We start from the raw sequence: 12,654 nt of genomic DNA on the forward strand, positions 1-12,654 counted from the left end.
AGATGAGAGAACGTTTATCAGGAAACGAAGCCATCGCCATTGCGATGCGGCAGATCAACCCGGATGTTATGCCGGCCTTCCCCATCACGCCGTCCACTGAGGTTCCCCAGTATTTTTCAAGCTTTGCCGCAGACGGCAAGGTTGACACCATTTTTGTGCCGGTTGAGAGTGAACACAGCGCCATGAGCGCAGCCATCGGCGCAGAAGCCGCCGGCGCCAGAACGCTGACGGCCACCTCCTCCTGCGGGATGGCGCTTATGTGGGAAATGCTCTATGTGGCAGCCTCCAACCGCCTCCCCATTGCCATGGCGCTGGTCAACCGCGCCCTGTCCGGCCCGATCAACATAAACTGTGACCATTCCGACGCCATGGGCGCAAGGGACTCTGGCTGGATTCAGATTTTTGCCGAAAACAATCAGGAGGCCTATGACAATTTTGTTCAGGCCTACAGGATTGCCGAACACCCCGATGTGCGCCTGCCGATCATGATCTGCCAGGACGGTTTTATCACAAGCCATGCGGTTGAAAATATCGATTTGCTCGAGGACGATGCCGTCCGGGATTTTGTGGGAGAATACACGCCGGATGAGTATCTCTTAAAAGCCGGAGATCCCCTGGCAGTGGGGCCGTACGCGGTGAGCTCATATTACATGGAAGCCAAGAGAGCGCAGCTTGAAGGCATTAAAAACGCCAAAAAAGTCATCCAGTCTGTTGCGGATGATTTTGAGAGCATCTCCGGAAGAGCCTACGGACTGTTTGAGGCTTATCAGTTGGAGGACGCAGAATATGTCATGATCATTATGGGCTCGGCGGCAGGTACGGCCAAGGATACCGTCGACGGGCTTCGGTCTGCGGGAATCAAGGCCGGTATGCTCAAAATCCGGGTATTCCGCCCATTCCCCTCAGAGGAAATTGCAGAGGCCGTCCGGCACGCCAAAATCATCGCCTGTATGGACCGTACCGAAAGCTATAACGGCTACGCAGGTCCCATCGCAGAGGATGTGAAGAACGCCCTGTATAACATAAATGTCAATATTCCGATGATCAATTACGTTTACGGCCTTGGCGGTAGAGATGTTACCACAGGAAGCCTCGCATCTGTCTTTGACGATATGCAGAAAGCGGACAAAGCAGGCGATGTCGGCGAAAACTACCGTTATTTATCGGTTAGAGAATAGGAGGAGTAATAATGTCGTATAATTTTAAAGAAACGATGAATAAAGAGGAACGGCTGGCGCCAGGCCACAGAATGTGTGCCGGCTGCGGCGGAACCATCGCGGTTCGGAATGTCCTGCGTGGCCTGCACGAAGGCGACGAGGCTGTTATTACCTGCGCCACGGGATGTCTGGAGGTATCCTCTTTTATGTATCCCTTCACAGCGTGGAAGGACTCCTTTATACACAACGCTTTCGAAAACGCCGCGGCCACCTGCAGCGGTGTGGAATCGGCGTACCGCGCTTTAAAGAAAAAGGGAAAGGTGCAGGAAAACTATAAGTTTATCACCTTTGGCGGCGACGGCGGTACTTATGATATCGGCTTTCAGTCACTGTCTGGAGCCATGGAAAGAAACCACGACATGGTTTATGTCTGTTACGATAACGAAGCCTATATGAATACCGGAATCCAGCGCTCCTCCGCGACGCCCATGTACGCAGACACCACCACAAGCCCCGTCGGCAGAGAATCAGACGGAAAGGAGCAGAATCGAAAAGATTTGACCGAGGTGCTTGCCGCCCACGATATCCCCTACGCGGCACAGACCACCTTTATCCGGAATTTTAAGGATCTTCATACAAAGGCAGAAAAAGCGATCTATACAAAAGGCGCGGCCTTTTTAAACGTCCTCGCGCCCTGCCCGAGGGGCTGGCGCTACAACACGCCGGAGATCATGGATATCTGCAGGCTGGCGGTTGAGACCTGTTACTGGCCCCTGTATGAGGTGGTTGAAGGCAAATGGATTCTCAACTATGAGCCGAAGAAAAAGCTGCCCATCGAAGATTTCCTGAAGGTCCAGGGCCGTTTCAAGCATCTCTTTAAAAAAGAAAACCAAGGACTCATTGAAAAAATGCAGGAAGAAGTCGACCGCAAATGGGAGGCGCTTCAGAAAAGATGCAACGCTTAGGCGTTTTGACTAGGTCCATTTTACACAATTGCCCTCTTTTAAATCACATAAACGAAAGAACCCAGAACATTTTGTCTGGGTTCTTTTGTTTTCATGAAATCAGGGGTACTCTCGATCCACCGTCACGGGTGCAGTTCCTGCGTTGCCGTGGATATCGGCGAGGTGGAGTGTATAGGTATCTCCGGAGATGGGAAAGACCACGGTGCCGCTGGAAGGGTCAACGGATAGAGGCGCCAGCCTTTCGCCAGCCGGTGTCGTCATGTAGACTGCTCCGTAGTCAATCTCCGACGCGTCGGTGAGCATTACGGTAAAGGTGTCGGCTGTATTGCTGAAAGAAACCACAGACGGCGGCGTCTGGTCTGCCACGGCAGAAGTCTGAGCAACGGAGGGCTCGGGAGCTTTGGGTCTGTTGAGGGCGATGGCCGGAGCCAGCAGGAGGCCGAGAGCAGCGCAGAAAGACAGGACCGCCACCGTCGCTTTCTGGCTTTTGGTCATGGATCTGTGCGGTGGCTTTTCGGATTTTTCCTCTGCGGTTTCCAAAATGTTCATGAGGAACCGCTCCTGCTGGGGTGCGCTCAGCAGAAAAGCAGGGCCGGCCAGAATACCATGGAGCTCGCGCTCGGTCAGATAATCGGCCAGCTTTTTCCGGGCGGTTTTAATCCGCCGTTTGACAGTGCTCTCGGACAGCCCCATCTCCCCGGCTATTTTCTGGATATTTTTATTTTCGTAGTAGTGCATGAGAAAAGCGTAGCACTCCTCCTCGCTCAGGCTTCTCAGCCCCTGGGCCAGGCCACGGGATTTTTCCAGCCGGAGGGTGTTATCCTCCGGAACACGCGATGCGGCCGGCTCCTCGAATGCCGACAGGGTCTCGTCGTCCACACAGCCCTCCGTCTGGTAGAAACGATGCCGTTTATACATCAGGCATTGATTAAAGGTCATGCGGCTCACGTAAGCCAAAAATTTTTCAGGTTCCTTAATCCGGCCGATGTTTTTATACAGCTTGATATAGACCTCCTGAACCATATCCTCCGCCAAAAAAGGGTCGTTCATGATCAGGCAGGCATAGTGATACTGCTGCTGGGAAGACAGACGGAAAAGCTCACTAAAAGCCTCCCGGTCGCCCGCCTGCGCGGCAGTCACCAGCTCGTAAAGGGATTGATTTTTAATTGTTTGCGCCATTTTTTTACCTCTTCCTTATAGCATAACTTTAGAATTTTTCCGGATCAAAGTCAAGCTGAAAAATATCGTCTTAGAGAATAAAACGCAGCGGGCCAGCCATGTAAGAAAAAAATGCAAAAAAACTTAAAAAATGTGACCCGATTCTTAAAAGGCGCTCATCATCTAAAATAGAAGGGATTGCTTAAAATAAAGGAAATAAATTAAAAGCTGGAAAAGGTGAAAAGTATGTTTATAATAAAGTATGGATAAAAATGCCAGGCAGATGAAATAAGCGTGTTTGAAAAATTACAAAAGGATAGAAGAAAGGAGTGCAGGCGGCTTCTGCGACGCGGAAGCGCTGTGAGAGAGATGAGAGGGAAACGTTTATTGACACTGTGTCTGTGCCTGGTGCTGATGGCAGGTTTGATGCCATGGGCAGGGGGCATAGCGCAGGCGGCGGAGGAAACATGGGAAGAACATTTGGACGCCGTATGGAGAGGAGCCATCAAAGAATTTGAATCCTATGGCGTCAAAGGCTGGACAGACACCGCTCAGATAGAGAACGTAAAAAAATGGAGCGGCCAAAAGTCAAGCTTGAGTACAGGAACGCCTTCAGAAGATCCGATGGTCATCCCCACAAAGGACAGTAACGGCAATTATGATGTTTACTATCCTGAACAGTTAAGATGGGCTATGGAGAATGCGCAAAAAACAGCGAGCACCATTACGCTAAAAAACGATATGGACTTAAGTGGAACAGACACTGATGGCGAAAATGCTGTCATGTCGACTTTCTGGGATCCGGTTGTCCTTGAAAAAAATACTACCATCAACGGAGAAAATCATATAATCTACAATTTAAATGTTAACCATGTAGATACAAATGGCAGCTATCTGGATGACACTGGTTTTATCGGAAAAAGCGAGGCAAAAACACAGATAAACGACCTGCATTTTGTGTCTGTTAAAATTATAGGAGGGCGGACTACCTCTCTTTTTGGAAATTTTATGTCATCTCAGGCCAATAAAAGCGCTGTTAAAAATTGCAGCCTTGAACATGGGCTATTAGAAACCGGAGGAGTATCTGGAGGTATCGTTACTGGGAGAAGTTTTCAATTTGTCGATGTATCGGATTCGCATACAAAAAATGTTTATATTAATGGAAAAAATACAGAATATGCAAAACAATGCTGTGTCGGTAATATGTCTGGCCCGACATCTGGCATTATTAAAAATTCCTATTGTATCGACGGAATTGTCATCGCACCCTGGGGTGACGCCGGTGGTTTTAAGTCTTGCAGCAATGGAAATACCACCATTGAAAATTGTTTTTCCAATATCTCCATGTTTGGCAATACCGCAGTTGGCGCTTTTGTCGGAGCAGACTACGGCGGAAATACCTTTATCAACTGTTTCACATCAGGCTTAGTTGAGGGGAGAGAAAAGACAGGCGGTTTTGCAGGACATGCATATAATATTGGCGCGGCGAGAAATTATACCAACTGTTACTCTACAGCGCTTGTCGGTATGGAGTATTGTAAAGACAGGCAGGGTGGTTTTATCGGCTGTGTTGAACAACCTGTGACATTAAGCCAGTGTTATTCTGCCGGAGAGGTTGGAAAACTAAGTGGAACAGCGACCAACAGCGGTGGTTTTTCTGGCGCAAATGCTAATCTGACAGTTAAAAACTGTTACTATGATAAGCAGATGAGCGGTATGGGAGAAACTTCAGGAAAAAGCGGTGTTCAGGGAGTAACAACAGCGAAGCTCACCGGCAAAAATGCCGCTTATTTTTCAACAAACGCAGACTGGGTCTGCAAAGACAGCCTCTACCCCCAGCTCAAGGTTTTCGCGGACCGTGACACGGTCATAGAGAACTTCGGCGAAGAGGAGGCCGATCTGGTCATGGCTTACTCCGAATCGTCGGTTTCCACGGCCTTTTTAAGGGATAACACTGCGACAGACGCCAATGATTATGACACAGTCCGCGACATTGCGGACATCTTTGAATTTACCAACAACAAAAACGCGCCAAACAACAATGCTTCTTACGAATGGCGGCATGACAGCGTTCGTCATCCGGATAACATTAAAAGCCTTGTCTCTCCCGGTGAAGATATCTTAACTCTTAATAGGGACGAAAATAATGATCGAGTTACAAACATGGCTCCGGGTATTGGCTGGGTGCAGGTTAGCGCAACGGTTAATGGTGAAACCGGTAACCGAGCTCTGCGCTTTTGCCCCACGGTTTCCCTTTCCCTGTCTGCTGCTAATCCGGATATGGGTATCGGAAGTGATGTTCGCCTGTACCCCAGTCTTACGGAGGCTGACAGCGAAAAGTCCTATGATCATAAAAAGGGCGTCAATTTTATCAAAGCTACCGCGGCGGATCTGGCCGCCTATAACCCAGATGATCCGGCCACAGCACTGCCGTCGGTGACGTATCCAGGCGACGATTATAAAAAAGTGCCGGTAAGCATAGGTGGGAAGGTCATCGGGGAAGTCAGCGTTACCATCCAAAAAGTGAGCCTGGACGGAAAAACCACGGTCAAGGATATTTTGGACACTGGTGACAACAAAACCGTGGACGAGTACGAGGCGCTGTTCAACGGCACTGTCCCATTCACTGATCAGGATTACGGCACCTACACCATCACCTACAACTGGCTCATTGACAAAAAGCCCATGACAGCCAGCAAAAAGCTCTACGTGCTGCCGGGTGTCAGCCTGAACTACTGTTATAATGACAGCGACGACACCACCGGCAGTGCCGATAACCCTGAGGACGATCTTTTCGCCCAGGACACGGTGCGCATTGACGCGAAGGTGGTGGACGCCCTGACCGAAAATCCAACGGTGCCGGGCATGGAATTCCTGCTGCCGGCTGGTACTCCCGCACGAACGGGTTACACTTTTATGGGCTGGTCGCTGAAGGAAGATTCCACGCCGGAGGAATATAATGCGGGAACTGGCGCCTTTAAGAAAGACAGCCAGATTACAGAGGCAATGGGCAGCAGCGTAAATATCTATGCGGTATGGCAACCCCGAAAATATGATATCCAGTTTAATTATCCGGTTGGCAGCTTTGAGGATAAAGCCCCGCAGGCCTTAAGTGATGTATCTTATGACAAAAGTGTTAAAACCGACAATAAGGCTTTTCCGCAGGATTTAAAGCTCAACGACGTGGACATAGAAAGCAACAAAATTTTTCTGGGCTGGTCCACCATCGACCCAGCGAATCCGCCGTTCGATACTGAAGCCAATAAACCTGTGGAAGTAGCGGTTAACTTTGATGAAAATACCATCATTAACAAAACCCAGGATTCTTTCAAATATTACAGTAACTATTTTGAAAATGAAGGTGACACTAACACGGTTATTATGGTTTACCCCGTTCTGGACACTGCTTTTGGGACGGCCACGTTCTACCAGAATGATGGCAGTCAGGAAGAGGATGGCACCGCGAAAGTTTATGACAGGCAACAGAAAAAATATAACGATACCGTGGTCCGACCGGCGGCAGCACCGAGCCGTCCTGGCTATATCTTCCGGGGCTGGTCTGAAGAAGAAATTGCTCCCATCGAAAAAAACGGGTGCTTTGAGGAGGTCTTGAAATCTGGTGAAAGCGTTACGTGGCTGGGTGAAAATCAAAGTTACTACGCGGTATGGGAGCGTGTCCCCTACTCCATTGACTTTTATAAAAATGACGGTACCACCGAAGTGCAGCCTTACCGCAGTCTGAGCGGAAGAACCTATGGGGACAGGCTGTCCGCCGCCGAGTTGGCAGGCCCCAGCCGGACAGGTTACTCATTTGTGGGCTGGTCGGCGAATAAAGATGCTGTTTCTGCAGATTTTACAGGCGATACAGCTATCACCGATAATACAACCCTGTACGCGGTTTGGAAGATTCACGAATACAAGGTCACCTTCTGTGAGGCAGAGGAAGATACAGCAGCTATCTTTGGCGAACCCGTGACTGGTGTGAAATACAACACCACAATCACCCTGCCTGAGAATCACCCGGTTCGTGCGGACTACAGTTTTGCGGGCTGGAAATTCCGTGAGAACGGCCAGGAAAAAGATTTTACAAGTAAGGTGCCTATCGTACGGGATATCCGTGTCTACGCGGCATGGACAAAAGCGGTATATAATCTGGAGGTGTTTTTAACTCCGGATTCCCAAAATCCGAAGGAGCCAGACAGGACGCTCTCCGATATTCCCTATGGCGAGGCCCTGGGGGAACGTCTGCCCATTGCAGCGGCTTATTGGACAGACAAAAACGGCCATAAATACCAGTTTACAGGTTATGTGGACAGCAAGGGAAACACTGTGACCGGGGAAACCATCTATCAAAAAGGTGATCTGCCAGAGGACAGAGGAACCCTTACGGCCACCTATACCCAGAAGGTTTATGACATTACTGCGGAAAAATCAGGCTATGGCAGCATTATTGACGGTACTGGTACCTTTAAGGCTGGCGATAACACTGCAGTCACCTGGTCTCCGGATAAAGGTTACCTGGTGGACAAGGTGTTTGTGGACGGAAAGGTAAGGGATGACCTCCGAAATGGCGGAAAGGCTGGTAGTGTAACCTTTGACGCCATCGACCAGAATCATCATGTCAGCATTGTGTTCAAAAAAGAAGCAGGGACAGAGGAGCCTCAGAAATGGTACACGATCACTACTACCAAAAACGGCGGCGGTGACACCTCCACCCTTACCCAGACTGCTACTGTGGAAGCTGGTAAGGACTATGAAGTTAAATGGCAGGCTGGAGACGGCTACCGCGTGGTAAGCATTACCGTGGACGCTGTGGAGCACTCCGTCAGTAACAGCGGTGTCATAAGCTTTACACAGGTAGGCGGTGACCACGAGGTGGTCGTAAATCTTGAACCAGTTGCGCCTGAACTGGATAAGGGCAAGACACCAGGTTTTTGGACTATCACTACCCGCCAGACCGGCGGCGATCCAGCCCAGACAATCCTTACGCCCACCATGGTCGTGAGCAAAAACAGTGATCCTGTGATTAAATGGAGTGTGGCGGAAAATAGTGATTATCAGATCAAAAGCGTCATTCTTGATAAGGACACCGCTGATGAGCGCGTCCTGACTGCCGAGGAGATTGCTCAAGAAAATTATTGCTTTGAAAAGATCAGCTGTGACCATACAGTTGATGTGATTTTTGCAAATAGTAACGGCGAGATCATAGATCCGGAAAAGAAGCTGTTTAAAGTTGAAACCATCCTGACTGGCGGCCCGGGAACCATCACGGGCTCGGCCGTAATACCAGAAGGCGGCAGTTATGAAGTAGAGTGGGCCGGACCCGAAGACGAACGCTATATTGTGGAGGACATTAAAGTAAATGGCGAGCCTCAGGAAACCACTAAAACTCAGGAAGTATTTGAAAATATTCAGGAAGACAGCCGGATCGAGGTCAAGCTTAAGCCAAATTTGCGCCATATCATGACCGACAAGGTGGGCAGTGGCACCATCTCGCCCAGCAAGACGGTCTTCTATAAGGAAGATTACACTGTTGAGGCCAGACCGCGGGAGGGCTGGTATCTGCGCCGTGTCGAATTTGACGGAGAGGTAAAGGAATTTAACGATCCTACCGGTGTTCAGGCTAAAACACGCTCACTTTTTAAAGAGCGCGTGGTTCAGGCCGATGACTTGATTCAGGTAAACGGCGACGAAATTACTGTGCCGCTTCAGAGCATTGTGAAAGACCACCAAATCAGGGTGACCTTTGTGAAAAACGGACAGGAGGAGATGCCAGAAGATACGCTTTGCAGTGTAAAAACCAGCATTATCGGCGGACCGGGTACCATTGATGGCGGAGGTACCTTCCTGAAAGGTGAATCGACTTTGATCACTTGGGGAGATATCGAGGAGCCCTTTACCATCGACAAAATTTCCGTATACGTGGACGGCGTTCTAGACAAGGATTTATCTCAGTCGGCCCAGAATGGAAGTCTGGCGCTGCCCGAACTCCAGAGTAATTATGAGGTCGTCATCATCCTGAAGCATAGCGATGACAAGGAAGACGAAATTCCTCCGGATCAGCCCAAAAGCACTTATGATGTGGTCACCCGCATCGGCGGTGCACCGAATGCGAGTATTACAGCGTCTCAGCTTAGTGTGAACGAAGGTAACAATGTTTCCATCGAATGGCAGTATGACAGTAACCTGTATGGAATAAAGGACGTTATCATCGACGGACAGAGCCATCCTGAACTTACTACTGCCAACGGCTATACCTTTGAGAGCCTGGCAGGCAGCCACCTGATCGAGGTAGTTCTGGGAGAAAGAGGCGCAGAGACACCGGAGCCGGGACCTGGACAATACCATATTACCACCAGTACGGCTGGTGGCACGGGCGGTGTGATTGACCCGTCTGTCATTGTGAATGAAGGCGACTGCCAGAGTATTGCATGGAAGGCTCAGGAGGGCTACAGAGTAGCCGCGGTGATCGTGGACGGCATTATCCGCGACGATCTGAGAGATCTTGGGGATGAAGGACAGGTAAGCTTTGAGGATATTCATGAGAACCACAGCGTGACAATAATTTACAAAGAGAAAAATAGTGCGGTAACGCCAGAGCATTTCGTCGTCGAAACCAGTATTGAGGGTGAAGGAAGCATTACCCCATCACAAACCTTAAATGCTGGAGCAGATCTCGAGATTGTATTTAAACCCGCAGAGGGCTGGGCAACCGGTCGAGTCGAAATTGATGGCGTTGTCTGTAATGAATATATTGAAATCGGCAGGATTTTCTTTAAAGGCCTGTCCGAAAACCATCGGGTCAATGTCATTTTTGAAAAGAAAGACAGCGCAGCTGTGCCGCCGGACGATAACGGCTCAGACGATGGTGATGAATCTGTTATCCCCGATAAAAAGCCTGATCATACCGCCAGTCCCATTCTTCCGGCTTACCCTGGAACCACCGGGCACCCGGTGGTGACTGTCGGCGATGTCGCGCCTTACACAGGCCTTGTCGGTGATATAGCTAGAAGAAGTGAAGCGACCGCGAACGGCGGCTTATCAGCCGGCTACACCCCGCTGCTCCAGCGTCTGCTGGGATTTTTATCCGGAAATGGCGATGGCTCGTTTGACAGGCTGACAGATATGTCTTTACTCGACCTGCTGTCAACAGCCTTGTGCCTTGCTATGACCGTATGTGCCTTCTGCTTTAAAAAGAAGGCACGCTGGGTAACCCTGCTCATTGCCTCGGCCGCGGTGCTGATCTTCTTTATTACGCAGCCTCTGGTGCTCACCTTTATTATCGCGGATCGTTTCAGCCCAGTATTTTTGCTGTTGGTGTGCGTTTCGGCCATTGGGGTGTTGATGATGGGGGAAAAGAAAGAGGAAGAAAGAGAGAAAACAGAGTAAGTGAAGCTACCGGCTTTTTAAGGGCTATTACAACCCCTGCTCTACCAAATTGCCTCTCTTTTAATTAAATAAACAAAAGAAAGCGAAAGCGCTCCGTGGGATTTCTGTTAATCCTGCGGAGCGCTTTTACTTGATTATAACACAATGCTCTATTGTCCTTTTGATCTGCTGGCCAGAATATGTTGAAAGTACAAATCCGGCGGAATCCGTTTTTTTATTTTGGAAGATACCGGGATAGCGCTGAGAGCTCCTCCACCCGCTTCAGTGCCTCCTCCCGCCCTGTCTCGCTGAGTTTCCGAAAAAGCTTCAGGAGCGCGACCTCCTGCTCGGTAATGAGCGGGAGACTGTTGTCACTGCGCTCAATGCTGACATCATAGCCCATGAGCCAGGCTTCATTGACGTTCAGGGCTTTTGCAAGCAGATAAATATTATTCTGCTTGGGCTCAAAATTGCCGGAAATATATTGGTTGATGGCAGAGGGGCTGATCCCGGTTTTTTTGGACAGGTCGCTCTGCCGCATATGGTTTATTTCTAAAGCCAGCCGGATGCGCTGGCCAATGGTTTGCTTCATAAGGTCTTCTCCCGATTGTCGATGTTTTTAGATGAAAGGTAAACACTTTTGCTTACAAAGTAAACTTTTTCGTTTACTTTATCCTGTGCATTTATTATATGCTATTTTCTAAAAAAATACATCAAATAAAATAAAATTAGAAAAAAAATGAAATTATTATTGTGTTTATAAATAAAGTATGCTATTATATAATAAAATTTATCAAAACTAAAGAATCTGGGGAGGATCATGTGTTTTAATTACGACAGGTTATTGGAGAGAGTGTTTGAAGTCTTTCGGGATAAACGTGTTTTTGCCATTAAGATGCAGATGGCTGAATCTGTCTTGATCAGCCGGATTGAGAATAAGACCCAGTTCAGAAAGGAGGAAATTGACCGTGCGGTTATACTATTAGGCATTGAGCATAAAAATATATCCGAGTATTTTTTTGCGATTGAAAACGATAAAAAGAGGTCCAATTGAAAAAATGTGATTACAAGCTCTGCGGAAATTTTGACGAGCGCTTCGGCAATAACTGCCGGGCCCTGGCCAGGATTATCCCACAGAAGGAATGTTTTGCCAGAATGAGCCGGCAGATGGCCAGACAGGTAGACGAAGAAATCCGGGACGCGCGGGAAACAGAGACCACGCGGACGAACCGGCGGTATTATGAAAAGAAAAATAAAAATACGAATGATAAGAAAAAGGGGAAATGACCAATGTATTCAGAAAAAACAAAGTTTTACACCCATCCGGAGCTCGGGATTCAGACGGTTGCCTTAAAGGATGGACAGGTCTACTTTATTCCAAAGGATTTTACAGGCCGTTTTGGCTATAAATGTAACGACGCGCTGGTCCGCCGCCTCTGCAAAGGGCAGCGGATGCTCATGGTACCTGTGGGGCCGGATACCAGAAAGATGCGTAAGGTGCTGGGGGTTCCCTGCCACGAGGCACTGGCCATCGTCAACGATATTGCCCGCTATATTACAGAAAAGGAAGCCTACCGCCTCTGGTTTGACGAGATTCTTGCAGACTTTATGAAGCCGGAATTTGATTTAAAGGAGGAGCTGCTCAAGTGTATCCACCGCTATCACAGCAATGGAGGGGCAACCTTTACAGATATGGAGCGCAATTTTGACCGCTACGGGTACGATTATCAGGGCGATTGCAGCCTGGTGTTTGAAGCCATTGGCAGCGGCCAGCCAGTGTACTTCTGGACAGGCTGGAATAAGGAAGCCTTTGAGGCGCTGGCTCAGCTGGTTGAGGAGGGGCGTATCCAGAGGCGGTATACGGGTCCCCTGCCCTATTATTATGAGGGGCGCGGCCTGAGCCTGCCAGTCATTCATGATATTGACGGCATTGCCGAAGGCGGCTGGCTGCCCATTGGCTTTAGCATCACGCCTGCGGGTGAGGCGGAGCTGGAAGCGGCGTAAAA

At 49.1% G+C, this 12,654-nt stretch carries 8 protein-coding genes; 6 read left to right on the forward strand and 2 right to left on the reverse strand.

The window, feature by feature from the left end:
- The first annotated feature begins 2 nt into the window (after positions 1 to 2).
- Positions 3 to 1,178 carry a pyruvate ferredoxin oxidoreductase gene (gene porA / locus CPZ25_RS13580; protein ID WP_096918852.1) on the forward strand — a complete coding sequence of 392 codons (1,176 nt, stop codon included), beginning with the start codon at positions 3 to 5 and terminating at the stop codon, positions 1,176 to 1,178.
- A gap of 11 nt (positions 1,179 to 1,189) precedes the next feature.
- Positions 1,190 to 2,122, forward strand: a complete 933-nt coding sequence (locus tag CPZ25_RS13585) for a thiamine pyrophosphate-dependent enzyme (RefSeq protein ID WP_096918853.1) — start codon at positions 1,190 to 1,192, stop codon at positions 2,120 to 2,122.
- A 99-nt stretch (positions 2,123 to 2,221) separates the two neighbouring features.
- Here CPZ25_RS13585 and CPZ25_RS13590 read toward each other — a convergent pair whose 3' ends face one another.
- Positions 2,222 to 3,301 carry an RNA polymerase sigma factor gene (locus CPZ25_RS13590; protein WP_096918854.1) on the reverse strand — a complete coding sequence of 360 codons (1,080 nt, stop codon included), beginning with the start codon at positions 3,299 to 3,301 and terminating at the stop codon, positions 2,222 to 2,224.
- Between the two features lie 348 nt (positions 3,302 to 3,649).
- On the opposite strand from CPZ25_RS13590, the gene CPZ25_RS13595 reads away from it, so the two are divergent.
- Complete coding sequence (locus CPZ25_RS13595) at positions 3,650 to 10,669, forward strand: InlB B-repeat-containing protein (protein WP_096918855.1); 7,020 nt, start codon at positions 3,650 to 3,652, stop codon at positions 10,667 to 10,669.
- 214 nt (positions 10,670 to 10,883) lie between these two features.
- On the opposite strand, the gene CPZ25_RS13600 is transcribed toward CPZ25_RS13595, so the two are convergent.
- A complete protein-coding gene (locus CPZ25_RS13600) occupies positions 10,884 to 11,240 on the reverse strand; it encodes a helix-turn-helix domain-containing protein (RefSeq protein ID WP_096918856.1) in 357 nt (118 codons plus the stop codon).
- 228 nt (positions 11,241 to 11,468) lie between these two features.
- Here CPZ25_RS13600 and CPZ25_RS13605 point away from each other — a divergent pair, with 228 nt between their 5' ends.
- The 3 genes from CPZ25_RS13605 to CPZ25_RS13615 are packed head-to-tail and all read left to right on the forward strand — an operon-like array spanning position 11,469 to position 12,652.
- Entirely contained in the window at positions 11,469 to 11,702 is a 234-nt protein-coding gene (locus tag CPZ25_RS13605; protein ID WP_096918857.1) for a DUF739 family protein, read from the forward strand.
- A complete protein-coding gene (locus tag CPZ25_RS13610; protein ID WP_058693039.1) occupies positions 11,699 to 11,935 on the forward strand; it encodes a hypothetical protein in 237 nt (78 codons plus the stop codon). Before CPZ25_RS13605 ends, CPZ25_RS13610 begins: the two co-directional genes overlap by 4 nt.
- Positions 11,936 to 11,938: 3 nt before the next feature.
- A complete protein-coding gene (locus CPZ25_RS13615; RefSeq protein WP_074616322.1) occupies positions 11,939 to 12,652 on the forward strand; it encodes a hypothetical protein in 714 nt (237 codons plus the stop codon).
- Positions 12,653 to 12,654 lie beyond the last annotated feature (2 nt).

The organism is Eubacterium maltosivorans, assembly GCF_002441855.2.
GTDB lineage: Bacteria > Bacillota > Clostridia > Eubacteriales > Eubacteriaceae > Eubacterium > Eubacterium maltosivorans.